This window comes from Tsuneonella suprasediminis (genome assembly GCF_003605755.1).
In the GTDB taxonomy this organism is placed as follows: domain Bacteria; phylum Pseudomonadota; class Alphaproteobacteria; order Sphingomonadales; family Sphingomonadaceae; genus Tsuneonella; species Tsuneonella suprasediminis.
This window is the reverse complement of sequence record NZ_RAHJ01000018.1, coordinates 186,660-202,606: the sequence shown is the minus strand read 5'-3', so window position 1 is coordinate 202,606 and position 15,947 is coordinate 186,660. Positions and strand designations below refer to the sequence as shown.

The 15,947-nt window shown below is 59.4% G+C and carries 22 protein-coding genes; 10 read left to right on the top strand and 12 right to left on the bottom strand.

The genetic code is table 11. From position 1 onward, the window contains the following. The first annotated feature begins 4 nt into the window (after window positions 1-4). The 4 genes from rpoN (at window position 5) to D6858_RS06985 (ending at window position 4,556) form a co-directional block, all read left to right on the top strand. On the top strand, window positions 5-1,471 hold the full coding sequence (gene rpoN, locus D6858_RS07000) for an RNA polymerase factor sigma-54 (protein ID WP_120108525.1): 1,467 nt from the start codon (window positions 5-7) through the stop codon (window positions 1,469-1,471). Between the two features lie 195 nt (window positions 1,472-1,666). Next, window positions 1,667-2,362: a response regulator transcription factor CtrA gene (gene ctrA, locus D6858_RS06995; protein ID WP_102153859.1), complete on the top strand. Its 696-nt coding sequence runs from the start codon at window positions 1,667-1,669 to the stop codon at window positions 2,360-2,362. Between the two features lie 151 nt (window positions 2,363-2,513). Beyond that, a complete protein-coding gene (gene trmB, locus D6858_RS06990) occupies window positions 2,514-3,215 on the top strand; it encodes a tRNA (guanine(46)-N(7))-methyltransferase TrmB (RefSeq protein WP_120108523.1) in 702 nt (233 codons plus the stop codon). Window positions 3,216-3,341: 126 nt separating this feature from the next. Beyond that, complete coding sequence (locus D6858_RS06985) at window positions 3,342-4,556, top strand: tyrosine-type recombinase/integrase (RefSeq protein ID WP_029140603.1); 1,215 nt, start codon at window positions 3,342-3,344, stop codon at window positions 4,554-4,556. Between the two features lie 14 nt (window positions 4,557-4,570). Here D6858_RS06985 and D6858_RS06980 read toward each other — a convergent pair whose 3' ends face one another. The 3 genes from D6858_RS06980 to D6858_RS06970 are packed head-to-tail and all read right to left on the bottom strand — an operon-like array spanning window position 4,571 to window position 6,662. After that, window positions 4,571-5,137 (bottom strand): GntR family transcriptional regulator, encoded by a 567-nt coding sequence (locus tag D6858_RS06980; RefSeq protein ID WP_230279203.1) that lies wholly within the window; start codon window positions 5,135-5,137, stop codon window positions 4,571-4,573. A gap of 35 nt (window positions 5,138-5,172) precedes the next feature. After that, on the bottom strand, window positions 5,173-6,039 hold the full coding sequence (locus D6858_RS06975) for a phytanoyl-CoA dioxygenase family protein (protein WP_010239387.1): 867 nt from the start codon (window positions 6,037-6,039) through the stop codon (window positions 5,173-5,175). Then, window positions 6,036-6,662: an acyl-homoserine-lactone synthase gene (locus D6858_RS06970; RefSeq protein WP_050775909.1), complete on the bottom strand. Its 627-nt coding sequence runs from the start codon at window positions 6,660-6,662 to the stop codon at window positions 6,036-6,038. The genes D6858_RS06975 and D6858_RS06970 overlap by 4 nt, the downstream gene beginning before the upstream one ends. A gap of 219 nt (window positions 6,663-6,881) precedes the next feature. Between D6858_RS06970 and D6858_RS06965 the strand changes: the two genes are divergently transcribed. After that, the gene (locus D6858_RS06965; RefSeq protein ID WP_054522828.1) at window positions 6,882-7,961 is read left to right on the top strand and encodes a sensor histidine kinase; all 1,080 of its coding nucleotides are present in this window, start codon (window positions 6,882-6,884) and stop codon (window positions 7,959-7,961) included. Here the strand turns inward: D6858_RS06965 and D6858_RS06960 are convergent. Continuing rightward, window positions 7,954-8,358 carry a response regulator gene (locus D6858_RS06960; RefSeq protein WP_120108521.1) on the bottom strand — a complete coding sequence of 135 codons (405 nt, stop codon included), beginning with the start codon at window positions 8,356-8,358 and terminating at the stop codon, window positions 7,954-7,956. The two genes, D6858_RS06965 and D6858_RS06960, sit on opposite strands and share 8 nt — an antisense overlap. Before the next feature lie 139 nt (window positions 8,359-8,497). Then, complete coding sequence (locus D6858_RS06955; protein ID WP_010240361.1) at window positions 8,498-8,920, bottom strand: MerR family transcriptional regulator; 423 nt, start codon at window positions 8,918-8,920, stop codon at window positions 8,498-8,500. A 59-nt stretch (window positions 8,921-8,979) separates the two neighbouring features. Between D6858_RS06955 and D6858_RS06950 the strand changes: the two genes are divergently transcribed. From D6858_RS06950 to D6858_RS06930, 5 genes are all read left to right on the top strand, one after another. Continuing rightward, entirely contained in the window at window positions 8,980-9,342 is a 363-nt protein-coding gene (locus D6858_RS06950) for a mercuric transporter MerT family protein (RefSeq protein ID WP_010240364.1), read from the top strand. Between the two features lie 11 nt (window positions 9,343-9,353). Next, window positions 9,354-9,695 carry a heavy-metal-associated domain-containing protein gene (locus D6858_RS06945; RefSeq protein ID WP_047819462.1) on the top strand — a complete coding sequence of 114 codons (342 nt, stop codon included), beginning with the start codon at window positions 9,354-9,356 and terminating at the stop codon, window positions 9,693-9,695. Further along, window positions 9,692-9,922, top strand: coding sequence for a GDCCVxC domain-containing (seleno)protein (locus D6858_RS16210; protein WP_082379137.1), 231 nt, complete (start codon window positions 9,692-9,694; stop codon window positions 9,920-9,922). The genes D6858_RS06945 and D6858_RS16210 overlap by 4 nt, the downstream gene beginning before the upstream one ends. Window position 9,923: 1 nt before the next feature. Then, window positions 9,924-11,285: a dihydrolipoyl dehydrogenase family protein gene (locus tag D6858_RS06935; RefSeq protein ID WP_120108519.1), complete on the top strand. Its 1,362-nt coding sequence runs from the start codon at window positions 9,924-9,926 to the stop codon at window positions 11,283-11,285. 81 nt (window positions 11,286-11,366) lie between these two features. After that, window positions 11,367-11,693 carry a YnfA family protein gene (locus D6858_RS06930; protein WP_054522830.1) on the top strand — a complete coding sequence of 109 codons (327 nt, stop codon included), beginning with the start codon at window positions 11,367-11,369 and terminating at the stop codon, window positions 11,691-11,693. A gap of 12 nt (window positions 11,694-11,705) precedes the next feature. Here the strand turns inward: D6858_RS06930 and arsB are convergent, their stop codons facing one another. From arsB to D6858_RS15790, 7 genes are all read right to left on the bottom strand, one after another. Continuing rightward, window positions 11,706-12,776 carry an ACR3 family arsenite efflux transporter gene (gene arsB / locus D6858_RS06925; RefSeq protein WP_054522831.1) on the bottom strand — a complete coding sequence of 357 codons (1,071 nt, stop codon included), beginning with the start codon at window positions 12,774-12,776 and terminating at the stop codon, window positions 11,706-11,708. Further along, a complete protein-coding gene (locus tag D6858_RS06920) occupies window positions 12,773-13,273 on the bottom strand; it encodes an arsenate reductase ArsC (RefSeq protein ID WP_029140661.1) in 501 nt (166 codons plus the stop codon). Before D6858_RS06920 ends, arsB begins: the two co-directional genes overlap by 4 nt. A gap of 8 nt (window positions 13,274-13,281) precedes the next feature. After that, window positions 13,282-13,752, bottom strand: a complete 471-nt coding sequence (locus tag D6858_RS06915; RefSeq protein WP_010240701.1) for an ArsI/CadI family heavy metal resistance metalloenzyme — start codon at window positions 13,750-13,752, stop codon at window positions 13,282-13,284. Next, entirely contained in the window at window positions 13,752-14,090 is a 339-nt protein-coding gene (locus D6858_RS06910) for an ArsR/SmtB family transcription factor (protein ID WP_010240699.1), read from the bottom strand. The genes D6858_RS06915 and D6858_RS06910 overlap by 1 nt, the downstream gene beginning before the upstream one ends. Window positions 14,091-14,218: 128 nt before the next feature. Then, window positions 14,219-14,971 carry a LuxR family transcriptional regulator gene (locus D6858_RS06905; protein ID WP_120108517.1) on the bottom strand — a complete coding sequence of 251 codons (753 nt, stop codon included), beginning with the start codon at window positions 14,969-14,971 and terminating at the stop codon, window positions 14,219-14,221. Between the two features lie 184 nt (window positions 14,972-15,155). Next, on the bottom strand, window positions 15,156-15,764 hold the full coding sequence (locus D6858_RS06900; protein WP_082379136.1) for a DUF2285 domain-containing protein: 609 nt from the start codon (window positions 15,762-15,764) through the stop codon (window positions 15,156-15,158). Then, entirely contained in the window at window positions 15,748-15,939 is a 192-nt protein-coding gene (locus D6858_RS15790; RefSeq protein ID WP_165859654.1) for a transcriptional regulator domain-containing protein, read from the bottom strand. The genes D6858_RS06900 and D6858_RS15790 overlap by 17 nt, the downstream gene beginning before the upstream one ends. Window positions 15,940-15,947 lie beyond the last annotated feature (8 nt).

The following is a 15,947-nucleotide window of genomic DNA, read 5'->3' as shown; positions in this document are numbered from 1 at the left end:
ATCGATGGCGCTGGGGCCACGGCTCGACCTGCGGCAGTCCCAGTCGCTGGTGATGACACCGCAATTGCAGCAGGCGATCAGGCTGCTGGCGCTGTCGAACCTCGAACTCGAAACCTTTATCGGGCAGGCGCTGGAAGCCAATCCCCTGCTGGACGCAGGCGATATCCGCGCCGACGATGCTCCGCCGCAACCGCTGGAAGAGTTCCCCGCCGAACCGGGCGCTGACAGCATGGCCGAAGGCGACGCCGCGCTCGACATCGATCTGTCCGCGCTCGACCGCGACCGCGATACCGGCGACAGCGAATGGGGCGGCGCGCTGTCGGCAGGTGGACCGGGTGAAGAAGGCCTGTCAATCGACGAGCGGGGTGCGGGCGAAGGGCCGAGCCTGTCGGACCATCTCCACGCGCAGATCGGCGCGGTCGCCGGGGACGCGCGAGAGGCGCTGATCGCGGCCACGCTGATCGATCTGATCGACGATGCGGGCTATCTCACCGCCCCGCTCAGCGAAACCGCCGATCTGCTGGGCGTGCCACTGGCCGAGGTCGAACGCGCACTGGCGCTGGTGCAATCGCTCGATCCCACGGGCGTCGGCGCGCGCACGCTGGCTGAATGCCTCGCGTTGCAAGCGAAAGAGGCCGACCGCTACGATCCGTGCATGGCGCGGCTGATCGACAATCTCGATCTGCTGGCCCGGGGAGAAATCGCCCGGCTGCGGCGGATGTGCGATGTCGATGAAGACGATTTCTCCGATATGCTGGCCGAACTCCGCAGCTACGATCCCAAGCCCGGTCTGGCATTCGATGGCGCGGGCGAAGCGGCCATCGTGCCCGATATCCTGCTGTCCCCCGCGCCCAGGGGCGACGGGTGGGATATTCAGCTCAACGAAGCCACTCTGCCGCGCGCGGTGGTCAATCGCGCCTATTATGTCGAACTGCGCGGCGGCTGCACCGACAAGCAATCGCGCGCATGGCTGAGTGAACAACTGGCGGAGGCCAACTGGCTGATAAAAGCGCTCGACCAACGCGCGCGCACGATACTGAAAGTGGCCGCCGAAATCGTGAAGCAGCAGGACGGGTTCTTCCGCCGCGGCGTATCCGAACTGCGCCCGCTGACTTTGCGGACAGTGGCCGATGCGATCGAAATGCATGAAAGCACGGTCAGCCGGGTCACCAGCAACAAATATATCGCCTGCCCCCGCGGGACGTTCGAACTGAAGTACTTCTTCACCAGCGGCGTGGCCAGCGCCGATGGCGAAGGGGCATCGTCCGAAGCGGTCAAGGCTGCGATACGGGAACTGATCGATGCCGAAGATCCGCGCAAAATCCTGTCGGACGATACATTGGTCACTATGCTTAAGGATCGCGGGTTCGATCTGGCCCGGCGGACAGTCGCCAAATACCGCGAAGCGATGGGCATCGGTTCCAGCGTCCAGCGACGCCGCGCAAAAAAGCTTGCCAACTTAACAAGATAGCGCAGCCCTGCCAATTTCCGTCGGGGGCATGCGCCTTGCCCCCGCACCTGTTGCGCGAAAGACTCAACCACCTTTCCGTTATCCTATTTACGCGCTGTTAACCTTTTTCATTCAGATGTTTTGTGGTTAATCACTGGCAACACCTCTTTACCGAGGGTTACCAAACGGGTTTTGGGCACAGGGGGGTATATACCCATGCGCGTATTGTTGATCGAGGACGAGCCGACCACCGCCAAGGCGATCGAGCTTATGCTGACCACCGAAGGTTTCAATGTTTACAGCACCGATCTGGGCGAAGAAGGCCTCGATCTGGGCAAGCTGTATGATTACGATATCATCCTGCTCGACCTCAACCTGCCCGATATGCACGGGTACGACGTGCTGAAGAAACTGCGCGTCGCCAAAGTGCAGACGCCGGTTCTGATCCTGTCGGGTATTTCCGAAATGGACAGCAAGATCCGCAGCTTCGGCTTCGGCGCAGACGATTACGTCACCAAACCGTTCCACCGCGAGGAACTGGTTGCCCGCATCCATGCTGTCGTCCGCCGTTCGAAGGGCCACAGCCAGTCGGTGATCCGCACCGGCAAGCTGGCGGTCAACCTCGACACCAAAACCGTGGAAGTCGATGGCGCCCGCGTCCACCTGACGGGCAAGGAATACGCGATGCTGGAACTGCTCAGCTTGCGTAAGGGCACCACGCTGACCAAGGAAATGTTCCTTAACCACCTGTATGGCGGGATGGACGAACCGGAACTGAAAATCATCGACGTGTTCATCTGCAAGCTACGCAAGAAACTCAGCCATGCATGTGCCGGTGAAAACTACATCGAAACCGTCTGGGGCCGCGGCTATGTGCTGCGCGACGCCAACGAAGAGGCTGAAGCGGCCTGAACCCAACCGATTTAGCCCGCCGCTTTCTTCGGGATCGTGGCGGACGGGGCAAGCCGCCCGGTGCAGCGATGCGCCGGGCGGCTTTGTATCGGGCGCGCAACTGCATATCCCCCCTCGACAAAACCCGCCTCAACCGCCTAGCGCGCGCGGCATGAGTGCTTACAAACAAGGCGATCCGACAACCCTGAACCGGCTCTATGGCCGCAGCCAGGGCAAACCCCTGCGCGCCGCGCAGCAGGAACTGGTCGATAATCTCCTGCCGCAAATCGCCGTACCCGCCGAAGGGCCGATCACGGCAGAGCGGCTGTTCGGGCACGATTGCCCGCTGCATTTCGAAATCGGTTTCGGAGGAGGCGAACATCTGGCCTATCGCGCCGATCTGCTGCCCGATCACGGGTTCATCGGCGCCGAACCGTTCGTCAATGGCGTGGCGCAGGCGCTGACCCATGTGCGCGACGGGGCACTGGGCAATGTGCGTATCCAGCATGGCGATGCACTGGAAGTACTGCGGCGCGTACCCGATGGCGCGCTGACGATGCTCTATCTGCTGCATCCCGATCCCTGGCCCAAGGCGAAACATGCCAAGCGGCGGATGATGAACGACGGGCCGGTGGACATGATCGCCGCCAAGCTGAAGCCGGGCGGCGAATTCCGCTTCGGCACCGACCACCCGGTTTACCTGCGCCACGCATTAATGGTGATGCGCCGCCACCGGCACCAGTTCGACTGGCAGGTCGAATCTCGCAAAAGCTGGGAAGTGCGCCCTTGGGGCTGGTGCGAAACCCGCTACGAACACAAGGCCCGCACCGTTTTCGGCCACGAAGTCTGGTACTTTCGATTCAGGCGACGCTAGACTACGCTGATGTTGTAAAAACAACGACTTAGCGCAAAACACTTACGCCAGAATTGCCTCCAATTCGCCCCTTTTTCCGCTTGCGTGATTACCCGGTGATTGCCAGAAAAGGCCACGAGGTATCGCATGGCAACAGGAAAAATCAGCAAGCGCACGGTCGATTCGCTCCCGGTTGGACCAAAGGAAAACTATCTTTGGGACACCGATCTCAAGGGCTTTGGCGTCAAGATTACAACTGCTGGATCAATCAGTTACATAATCCAGTTCCGAATGGGCGGACGAGAAGCGAAGACCCGTCGTTTCACGATCGGATCACATGGATCGCCTTGGACACCGACTACTGCACGCTTGGAAGCTGAGCGATTGTTGGTGATTGTTGCGCAGGGCATTGATCCGGTTGATGCGGAAAAGCAGCGCCGCCGGGAAGCTGTCGACCTCGCCTTCTCGAATTACGCTGACCTCTTCACTCGCTCCTGCAAACGCGAGGGATGGCGTCGCCTCGTGGAGCGATCCATTCGCCTCTACCTCAAGCCCACATTCGGAATGAAGGCGCTGCCAGCGATTACGAAGATCGACGTCGTTTCGGTTCTCGATCAGATGCCGCCCAAGCAGGTGGCAAACCGGCGAAATGTCTTTGCCGTTATGCGCCGCCTGTTTCGCTGGGCCGTCAGTCGCGGAGATATCGATCGCAATCCGATGGAGGGCATGGAAACGCCGCCTCCGGTCAAGCCACGAGAGCGCTGGCTCAAGGATGGCGAACTCCGCCATATCTGGAATGCGGCGCCGGAATGTCATCGCTGCTTTGGTCCAATTGTCAGGCTTCTGATCGTAACCGGACAGCGCCGTGAAGAAGTCTCCGGGATGCACTGGCAGGAGCTCAGTCGCAGCGAAAGATTATGGACCCTGCCCGGATCTCGAACCAAGAACGGAGAACCTAACTCCATTCCCCTCAACGATCTTGCAATCGCCGAGCTCGACCGGGAGGCTCGCGGCGAGAGGTGGCCGCGTAAGGGCCGTGTTTTCGCGACAGCTAGCGGGGCGGGCTTTACGGGATACGCCAAAGGGAAGGTGAAGCTCGACAGCCTGATCGAGGAACGTTGCGAAGAGCCGCTCGAAGCCTGGCGCCTTCATGATCTACGACGAACCCTCGCAACGAACTTCCAGCGGCTTGGCGTTCGGTTTGAAGTCACCGAAGCCGTTCTCAACCATGTGGGCGGATCTCGCGCCGGAGTCGCCGGCATCTACCAGCGCCACGACTGGAAGGACGAAAAGCGCCAGGCGCTCGATGCCTGGAATGACCACCTCGCGACGGTTCTGTCCGAGAGTGGGGAGACGACCTAAAATATTGGCGAGGGCTAGGGCGTCTGCTGGTTCAAACGTCCGACAAGAGCGGGTACCAGATCCTCAATGTGTTGATGATATGCGCGTACCGCTCGGTTTGAGCCATCGAACCCTTGCTGCGCTTTTCGCTCAATTTGCTCAAGGGCATGCGGCGCGCCAGGCCAAATCACCGGCTCGAGTTCACGTAGCGGATGGAGTCTGTCGCTAATGCGTTCGACCAAATGTACGCGAAACCGATTGCCTGAGCTTGCCGCGATGTCTCTGAAGGCGCGCGCCAATCGGTCGGCATAAGCACCTCGCGTGTCGTTTGATCCTTCGTTGATTGTCAGTGATTTGTGATCGTTGTCGGGAGCCTGCTCCAAAAGCAGGGCGTTGACTTGCAGAATGTCGCGCAAGGCCTGTTCGGTAAGCAGCGGTACGCGAAATCCTTCGCCGGGCGTGAGGTCGACCAGCCCTTCACCGACAAGCTGGTTCAGGCTGTCTCTTACCGGCGTCATGCTCACTCCGAAATCGTCAGCGAGTCGCATCGCCTCAAGCTTCGTACCGGCCCGGAAGCGCCCTTCCAGCAATGCATCTTTCAACCGCCTGTACGTAGGCTCGAGGACGTGAGCGGGACTCATCGTCCGCCGCGGCGCGTCTTGGCGAACTCACGAACCGCTTCTTTCTGGTCGGGGCGCAGACTATCGGTTGCCTGAGGGAATTCGGGCACCTTGTCGCTCAGCAAAACCGACGGGCATTGCCCTTCGAAATTACCCAGGTTCGGACGGTGCTGCACATATCCGGCGAGCTCGGCGAGTTCGGGAGAGAACTCTTTTGCTACTGCTGGTGGATAGGCCAGCCAGAGATTCTCGTAGGGTTTGAGCCAGCCGAGACTGTAGCCGATTACGACACCGCGGCGGACATCCTCGGTCTGGTTTGGTCCCGCTCCATGGACGGTGGAGCCGAGAAAGCAGATCGCATCGCCGGGCTTGCAAACAGCTACTATGGGATCGTCGAGACTTTCGAGATTGTCGACAGGCTTCCTGTGCGTCCCGGGGTAGATGCGTGTCGCGCCATTGAGGCGAGTAAATTCGGTCAGCGGCCAGATGACGTTGAGAAGATATTCGTGATCGCCCTTGCGGCCTGCCCACATATCCTGATCGCAATGCGGAAACTGTTCTATCTCGCCGGGATGGATCGCGATCGCCTGGGCGACATTGAGCTGTATCCGGTCGCAGGCGCTGCCGAGAATTGCGCGGGCGAGCGATAGGACTAGCGGCTGCAGGACTAGATCGCCTGCGACCTGCGACCGGCGAAGCAGGCTTCCAAACCGTTTGGTCCGATGGCCATAGAAGTCTCCCTTGCCGAGGGGCGCCTGCGCAAATGCACCTTCCAGGTCGGCATCGAGTGCGGCGATCTGTTGCTCGGCGACAAGCTGCGGAATGATGCAATAGCCATCCTCTTGCAGCTGATCGAGCCAATGCGCCTCCCTCGGCCCAGTCATGCTGCCAGCTCCATGCCGCCATAGGCTTCCGGCTTAGGATTGCGGCAGTAGATCCCTGCGTTGGCGAGTTGCGCGCGTGTATCTTGGTCGATGTCGATCCGAAGAGCGACAAGCTGCTGCCCATCGATAGAAACGCACGGTCCAAGCTGCTGGCAGCGCCAGCCGAACTGGGCGATCTGACGGAACCAGGGCACTGGGGCGACCGCCGAATAACCAGAGATCCCTTCCGATATTGCAAAATCGGCGAGTGCGGAGACGAGCTGGTTGCGGACACTCCGGCGATCAGCGCGCGGCAACGTGGGATCGATACAGAATCGGGTAATCTCGCGAAATGCCTCATCCTGCGGAACAGGTCCGGTGCACAGCTGCGGAAAGAGATCGCGTAAGATATGAGGTCCATCAGAACGCAGGAGCCGGGCCGATGCGCGATGCTCGCACTTTTCGCCGGTGAGGACGAGATAGGCGGCCGAGGGCGTATCGAACTGGTCGATTTCAAAGGTCCCGTCGAGCACCGGAACGTCCCACCCAAGAAGATCCACGAACACGCGCTTGCGCGCCTCGAACATGGCGCGAAGTGCCGGATCGACCAAGTTTGCACCATTTATACCGCTGCTTTGCTGCATGAAGATTACCTGTGAACTTGATGACTGCTCGCATCTCATCAAATCCGGATAGGCAGCGACATACCAAGAACTGGGGAGGGCCACATCTGGCGCTCTACAGGGGAGAGTTTACTGGCCATCCCACCTTTGCGATGAGCGTCAGCGTTTGAAAATCATCAAGATACGACAGGTATCTTATCGGTCCGATTCTGTTCATCCCGGGAAGGTCACAAGCTGGCTATGAATGCAAAAGTCATCACGAACTTCCAGCTTGGCAGCCGCGAATCCTCTTCGGCGCCTGATGTCTTGCCCCTCGCTACAGAGCATGCGCTGCAATCCGCCGGAGCTGCTTTCCATGCGCTCGCCGACACCATGCCGCAGATGGTATGGTCGACTCTTCCCGACGGCTCCCACGATTATTACAATGCGCGCTGGTATGAATTCACGGGTGTCCCTGTCGGATCAACCGACGGCGAAGGATGGGCCGGGATGTTCCATGAGGATGACCAGGCCGACACATGGAAGAAATGGAACCACAGCCTCGCTACCGGCGAACCGTACGAGGTTGAATATCGCCTGAGGCATCACAGCGGCGATTATCGCTGGATGATCGGTCGTGCGCTGCCGATCCTCAACGAGGAGGGTGAGATCCAGCGCTGGATCGGCACTTGTACGGATATCGACGAGCAGAAGCGCACCGCCCTCCAAAACGAAATCCTGAGTCAAGAGCTCAGCCATCGCATCAAGAACATCTTCGCGATTGTTTCCGGTTTGATCAGCCTGACAGCGCGCGCAAATGAAGCGTTCGGTGAAGCGTCGCGCGACCTGCTGGGCCGGATTTCCGCGCTGGGGCGCGCGCACGAATTCGTCCGGCCCCACAGCGAAAAGTCCCAGCCCGAGGGCAAGGAAGTGACCCTCGCCACGCTGCTTGCGACGATCTTCGAGACCTATCCTGCCTTTTCCGAAAGAAGGATTGCTATTTCCGGCCCCGATATCGCGGTCGAAAGCCGCGCCGCCACGCCGGTTGCATTGGTGTTCCACGAGCTGGCTACCAACGCGATGAAGTACGGAGCTCTGTCCAATCCCGAGGGAAGGATTTCGCTGGACCTTTCAACCGAGGACGAGATGGTCCGCTTCCGCTGGAGGGAACACGGAGCTCACATCGACAAGGCGAGTGAGCCTCAAACGGGTTTCGGAAGTCGCCTCATCGAGTTGGCCGTGAAGCAACAGCTAGGAGGCAATTACGAGAGAACCTGGCATGACGATGGCGTTGAACTCGTCATGGATGTCCGAAAAAGCAGGTTGCAGGAGCCTAGTTAAAGAAGAGCCTAAGACGGGCTGGCGGATCGATTTTTTCGCCCTTCCGGACCGCAATGACATAGTCGAGAACCTGCTTGAGAATGCTAAGATCGACCGGTTTTTCCAGCGCGCCCAGCGTTCCGCTCACCCCTTCGCCGAGTTGTGCGGGATTGGCGGTTACGAAAATAACCTCGATCCCGAAATCCGCAGCAAGCTTCTCGCCGATCCTCGGACCAGTGGCTCCATCGGCCAGATTGACATCGACGAGCGCCACATCGATCGCGTCTGAAGCCTTTGCCAATGCCGATTGCATGTCGTCGGCTATGCCTGCGGATTCATGACCGAGATCGTGAACCACCGCCTCCATTTCGACAGCTATGAGGAGTTCGTCTTCGACAATCAGAATGGTGGTCGGCATGGAAAGCTATCAAAAGTTAAATGACGAGGCTCTGTAGTGAGGGGACGGACAGGGCGCATATTCGTTCCCTCGCCTCGTCGCATCCGGCTTCGATCGAAATAGCTTCAAGACGCGCACCCGTTCCGACGGCATAGCTTCACTATCGGGCGCCAGGACCACGACCAAAGAGCGTATCTATGATGGGGCATTCCGGAACATCACCGCCTTCGCAGCGGGCTGATACATCGGCTAGCGTGCGCTCCAACCTAGTCAAATCAGCAATTTTAGCTCGCACGCTGGCCAGATGGTTATTGGTCAGATCCCGAACCTCGCCGCAGCTGTAGGGGTGCGAATCAACGAGGCTGAGCAGGCTTTTGAGCTCCTCGATCGAAAAACCCAGATCGCGGCCGCGCAAGATAAAGCCGAGCCGCGCCTGGTCGCCGGGTGGATAGAGCCTGTGCCCGCTTGCCGTACGCTCGGGAGGCTGAAGCAGACCGATGTTCTCGTAGTAGCGGATTGTCTCAAGGTTGCAGCCCGACCGTCTGGCCAGTTCTCCCCGTTTGATCACTTGCGATGCTGTCATGAGCCATATGCCAATTAGTGCTTGAACCTGTAGTTACTACAGGGAGTACATTGGTTTCCATGGTCGATCAAATGCACAAGAACGCGCAGCGCTTATGGGCGAGCGGCGGGACGCTCGGCGCGATACTCGCCTCGTCCTGCTGTATTGCCCCGCTGTTATTGCTGAGCCTTGGCATCAGCGGCGCGTGGATCGGCAATCTCACTGCGCTCGAACCGTACAAATGGGTATTTATCGCCATTGCGGTTGTCTTTTTGGCCCTTGGATTCCGGCACGTCTATTTTCGGCAAGCCGAACCTTGCGAAGACGGAACATATTGCGCGCGGCCCGGAGCAAACCTGCTCGTCAAAAGCTCCCTGTGGCTGGCGACCGTATTGGTCGCTGCCTCGTCCACGGTCGAGTGGTGGGCGCCGCAATTCTACTAGGAGTTCGAAAGATGAAGAAGACGATGATCGTCGCAGTTGCGATACTGGGACTGGCCGGAGCGGGTATCTGGGCAGCGACCTTGTTTCCGCCAAACTCCGACGAACGGGTTCAACAAAATTCCGCGCATCTGCAATCGGCAAGTTTTGCGGTCGAGAATATGACCTGCGCGACCTGCCCGATAACGGTTCGGCGCGCGATGGAAGGCGTGGCAGGCGTGCACGAGGTGACTATCGATTACGAGACCAGGACGGCGACTGCGCAGTTCGATCCTGAGCGAACAACCACAAGCGCGATCGCCGCGGCGTCGACCGAGGCCGGATATCCGGCGATCCTTTCAGAGAGCGCGCTATGATCGAACTGAAGTCCGAGATCACATGCCCTACTTGCGGGTACAAAAAGCTCGAAAGAATGCCGACGGATGCCTGCTGGTTTTTCTACGATTGCAATGGTTGCGGTGTGAAACTCCGCCCCAATGCGGGCGATTGCTGTGTCTTCTGCTCATTCGGCACCATCCCCTGCCCGCCGATCCAGGAAACGCGTGCCGATCGCAAGGGCGCCACATGTTGCGGAGGGCGGTGAGATGAGTACGCGAAACTTCGATCTTATAGTGCTGGGTGTTGGTATGGCGGCCGTAAATGCCGCCAACAAATGCGCCTCAGCCGGTTGGTCGGTCGCGGTGGTCGACGAACTGCCTTATGGCGGCACCTGCGCCCTGCGCGGCTGCGATCCGAAGAAAATGCTCCGCCGCGGGGCGGAAATCATCGACGCAGCGCGGCTCATGCACGGCAAGGGCATCGAACCGAACGACATCGCCATCAACTGGCCCGATCTGGTCGCCTTCACGCAGACGTTCACCGACAAAATGCCCGGTCGGATCGAAAACGGTCTGGAGAGCAACGGCGTCACTAGCCTTCACGGGAAAGCGCGCTTCGTCGGCGAAGATACCGTCGAAATCGACGGCGAGGGGCAGTTTCAGGCAAACCATTTCCTGATCGCAACGGGTGCCAAGCCGCGGACGATAGATGTTCCCGGCTCCGAACACCTTACCGACAGCACCGAGTTCATGCGGCTCGATGCGCTGCCCGAACGCATCCTGTTCATCGGCGGCGGCTTCATCTCGTTCGAGTTTGGCCATATCGCAGCACGCGCCGGCAGCGAGGTGTGCATGATCGATCGCGGCGAGAGACCGCTTAAAGGTTTCGATGCCGATCTTGTTGAAAGACTCGTCGCGCGAGGCGAGGAAGTCGGCGTCCAACTGCGACGGCGCACGTCACTCAAATCCATCAAGAAGGACGGGACGGACTTTCTTGTCACGGTAGAAACGGGTAGCGAAACGAAAGATTTGCGCGCCGATCTCGTCGTCCAAGGCGCGGGCCGCGTCGCGGCAATTGATCAGCTCGATCTGGCCGCAGCCAATGTCGAGGCAGGTGACAAGGGCGTTGCGGTCAACGCCTACCTGCAAAGCACGTCCAACCCGAAAATCTACGCTGCCGGGGATGCCGCCGATACGCAGGGTGCCCCGCTTACGCCTGTCGCGGTTTTCGAGGGCAAGGTAGCTGCGTCCAATATGCTCAAGGGCAACCGGACCAAGCCGGATTATTCGGGAGTTCCGAGCGCTGTATTTACCGTACCGGAGCTAACCCGCGTTGGCATGCTCGAACAGGATGCACGAGAGGCCGGGCACGATATCCGCGTCGTCGAGAATGACACCGGCGACTGGTATTCCAACCTTCGCGTTGGCGAAAGCTGCGCTGCAACCAAGGTTATAATCGATAAGGACAGCGACACTATCCTGGGCGCCCATCTGCTCGGACCCGAATATGGCGAAATCATTAATTTCTTCGGTTTGGCCACCCGACTTGGACTGACAACAAGCGATCTCAAGAAAATGGTATCGGTGTATCCGAGCGTGGGCTCCGATCTTGGCTCCATGCTATCGTAGTTGCGCCTCGCTTGGTCCAGTAAAGCCATCAACCGGGTAATCCCGTTTGCGATCGACAGTCGAAATCTCGATAGAGGTCAGATGATGACCTTTCTCGCATATCTCGGTGCTGCAATTGCTGAAATTGCGGGCTGTTTCGCTTTCTGGGCGTGGTTGCGTATGGACAAGTCGGCTTGGTGGCTCGTTCCGGGCGTGGCTTCACTCGTCCTTTTTGCCTATTTGCTAACGCTGGTCGATGCCGAGCATGCAGGTCGAACTTATGCTGCCTACGGCGGGGTCTACATTCTGTCCGCGCTTTTGTGGCTTTGGATCGCAGAAGGCGTGAAGCCCGATCGGTGGGACACTCTGGGCGTGGCGATCTGCCTTGTAGGCGCCGGCGTCATCTTGCTCGCCCCCAGACCGGTATGAGGCACATCCGCATCAAGCCAAAGGGAATATACCACGCGTCCGATTGGCGATCGCTACCAGCGACAACATGACAGGCACTTCTACGAGGACGCCTACCACCGTAGCCAAAGCAGCTCCGCTCCCTAGGCCGAACAGGCCGATCGCAACCGCCACCGCCAGTTCGAAAAAATTGGACGTGCCGATAAGAGCGCAGGGCGCGGCTACTGCGTGCGGGACCTTCCACGCTTTGGCCCAGCCATAAGCGATGAAGAAGATGCCGTAGCTTTGGACAACAATGGGCGCTGCAATCAGCGCGATCAACAGCGGTCGGGCGACAATGGTTTCCGCCTGGAAGCCGAACAGCAGCAACACCGTCAGCAGCAGGCCGATGATCGAGAGCGGCTTCATGCGCCCCGTGAATTCGGACACCGCCGCTTCATCGCCGCCATGGGTCGCGAGAAGCCGATGCCGCACAATGGCACCGGCTGCGAGCGGCACAACCACATAGAGCGCGACCGAGAGCAGCAGCGTCTCCCACGGGACCGCAATGTCGGTCACGCCCAGCAGCAGCGCGACAATGGGCGCGAAGGCCACGATCATGATGAGATCATTCGCCGCGACTTGCACCAGCGTATAGGCAGGATCGCCCCTGGTGAGCTGCGACCATACGAAGACCATCGCGGTGCAAGGGGCCGCACCCAGCAGGATCAGCCCGGCGATGTATTGCTGGGCATCGGCAGGCGCGATCAGGTCGGCAAAGACGACCTCGAAGAACAACACGCCAAGTGCAGCCATCGTGAAAGGCTTGATGAACCAGTTCACTACCAGCGTGATGATCAGGCCCTTTGGCTTGTCACCGACGCGACGCACCGCGCCGAAATCGACCGCCACCATCATCGGGAATATCATCGCCCAGATCAGTACTGCGACGACAAGATTGACCGAGGCGTATTCGATGCCCGCTAGCGAGGCGAATAGCTCTGGCGCTGCATTGCCGAGCGCAATCCCGGCGAGGATCGCGCCGCCGACCCAGACCGACAGCCATTTCTCGAACAGGCCTAGCCCCGCCGCGCGGGCGTCCATGTCAGCAGCTGCAGCGGTCATTGTTCATCCGCCTCGTGGCCAATGGCTTGCAGCTTTTCGCGCAGGGCAATCTGCTCGAAGCTGGCAATCGGCAGCGCCAGCATCAGGTCGATACGGCGCTTCAGCATGCGAAACGCATCGAGGAAGGCCGCTGCCTTCTCTGCATCGCTGCCCTCGACCGCCGCCGGATCAGGAATGCCCCAGTGCGCGGAAGTCGGACGACCCGGCCATACTGGGCAAGTCTCGGCCGCCGCGCTGTCGCAGACGGTGAAGATCAGATCGAATTCTGGTCCTTCGGCAAACTCGCTCCAGCTCTTTGAGGAATAGCCATCTGCCGGATAGCCCAGTGTCTTGAGCGTATGGATCGCCCAGGGATTCACTGTGCCGATCGGATTGCTTCCGGCGCTGTAGGCCTTGAATCGACCCTCACCGTCTTGGTTGAGGATTGCCTCACCCAGGATCGAACGAGCGGAATTGCCCGTGCACAGGAACAGCACGTTCAGCGGTTGATCTAACATCAGTTACCTCAGCAGCAGGACGTCTTGGCAGGTGCCAGTTGCGGCGCGCAGCAGGCGCCCAAAGTGGCAATGGCAGATGCGAGCTGGTCGAGGTCAGGACTGCCGCCATAGGTCGTGCTCTCGCCATCGGTCAGAAAAGCTTCCCAGACGACGCCATCTGGATCGGCGATCCAGCTCTTTTCCGACTGCGCGTAGCAGCAAGTCGTCGCGCCTTCTTCGAGCACCGGGCGGTCAGCAGCCTTGAGGCGGCCATAGACCTCTTCGAGTTCGCTCTTGTCCTCGACCTGCAAGCCGACATGCTCGATGCCTTTGGCAGCAGCCTCGCGCATCGAAATCGCGAAGTTGATGCGCGGATCTTCCAGCATCCACTTGGCATAGTCGGCCTTCACCACGTCGGGCTCGGCACCGAACAGGCTTGAATAGAAGGCAATAGAGTGGTCGATGTCGGTCACGCCGACATGCACGTGAAAGCGTTTCATCAGGCGCTCTTTCGTTGAGGAGAAGGAAAGCATTCGGTATCCTGGGAACAGGACATGCCGCCGCAGCAGTTCTCGGTGAGGTAGCCCATCAGGCCATTCATCGCGGCATAGTCCGCCGAATAGATGATCGAGCGGCTTTCGCGCCGCTGGGTGACCAGCCCCGCATTGCCCAGTTGGGCAAGGTGAAAGCTCATTGAAGACGGAGGCACTTGGAGTTTCTCAGCTAGCACCCCAGCGGCAACGCCTTGCTCCCCGGCCTGCACGAGCAGGCGGAATGCGGCGAGGCGATGCTCCTGTGCCAGAGCAGATAGGGCTCGGATCACGCGGTCGGCTTGCATCGCTCACTCCAATGATTCGATAACTATTAAAATATCGAAATGCCGAGAGAAGTCAAATTGCTTTCTGAACGGTTGCGAAATAGGCAGTACGGCCATGTTCGAGTGATTGAGAGGCAGTGGCGCGAAAACTAGCCTGTGTCCCGCCAACGGATAATGTCGGCAAACCCGATCAACCCGTCGAACAGCGCCGCGACGACGAGGGACTGTTTACAATGGACCTGGTAGCGCTCGCGGGCCATCTTAAGATGCTGAATGACGGTTTCGGTGCTGATTTCGAGTATCATGGCCGTTTCAGCTGCAGTCTTCCCTCTTGCAACCCAAAGCAGACACTCCCGCTGCCGATCGGTCAGGGAAGGGACCTTCTCATCGAACTTTTCTGAACTCAGGCCCAGCGCACAGCTCAAAGCCAGCGTCCCGATCATTTCCGCGACGGCGAAGCGCCGTCGGAGCAGTTCTCGCTCGGGTCGAACAGCAAAGGTGCAGGTGCCGCGCCCTATCCCGGGCAAATGCCGCGGAACAGTATAACCATTGCCAATTCCGCATTCCCGGCCGACATTGAGCATTTGACGGTCGCCGCGCGTGAGAGGGACGAGTTCGTCAATCCAGTCCCAGGCGAAACCGATGATGGTCTTGTCACAGGCTCTTCGCACCGGATCCTGCCCTGCGAGGTCGAAGGCAATATAGACTTTCGCCCATTCGTCGGGATAGTCGTGCAATAGCAGGCCCGGTGCCTCGCACGATGTCGAACGCATCTCCAGGCTAAGCGCGAAGTGGTCGAAGCCAAGGCGCCGGGAAACCTGTTTAAGCGCACCGTCGAGTTCAGTGTCCGAACGGACATTGATAAGTTCAGTTGCGAATTCCTCCGCGAGATATGCGTACATAGACCTGCCGTTCGATCGGCAGCACGCAATCCAACACGCCGCCACCTGACCGCCTGCTCGGTGCCGGATCAGACGGTTCCATTCCACCTGTTCCAGCAGTTGCAGTTGCGACCCTCAAGGTCCGGTTCCAATCCGGGCGCGCCGCAAAATTCAGCAGCATGCCCCACGAAAAACCATAGTGCATTCAGTGCGTTTGAAAAGAGCGGAGCCGGCTTTGGCGAAGCAAGCCGAGATAGCCGTGCGACGCCATTCGCCGCGCCTCAACCACGAGACGCTGGGTCTGGCGGCGTTGCGATGACGATTTCCAGTCAATGGCGCGCTGCGCGGACAATCCCCGATAAACAATGGTTCCAGCGATATCTTTTAGCATAACACCCTCAGGCGCCCGGGATAAAGCATCAAGTATGGCGAGCAGCAAGTGGAAGCGGTGGGACTGATAGGCAGTGGGCTGCAACTGGTTTCGCACGCTGGGAGCAGCGGAACCATCTACACAGCAGTGAAACGCATCGAGCGCCGCCAGCCTGATCGGAAACGACTGGTCCCGAGGGATCAGATAATTGTCTCCACCCAACCGGGCGGAGGCCATAACGAGCAGCCGATGGCGAGCGCCACCACCGGCGAGGACCAGATGATCTCCCGCATTGCTGGTTCGCTTGGAGATCAGGTCGCACGTTGCGCGCGCCGCCTTGACTGCGCGCCCACCGCCAAGAATTACCACATGAGCGTTTTCCTCGGCTTGCCAGATCGCCGGATGGCTGCGAGCTGAAAGGTCGGGATCAATCGGGAAATTCAAGGCCCCATGAACGCGCCATTCGGCGGCAAGCTGGGGATTGCGGGTCGAAACCGCTTTCGCGGGCGATCCGTGCGTATTGTTGCCGGTACGCGGCATTGCGGCGCAGGAATTCCTGCGCGAAATCCGAATAGTCGAATGCGCCTGTCCGGTCGTTGCTGTCAAATGGTCGATCCATGAAGCACC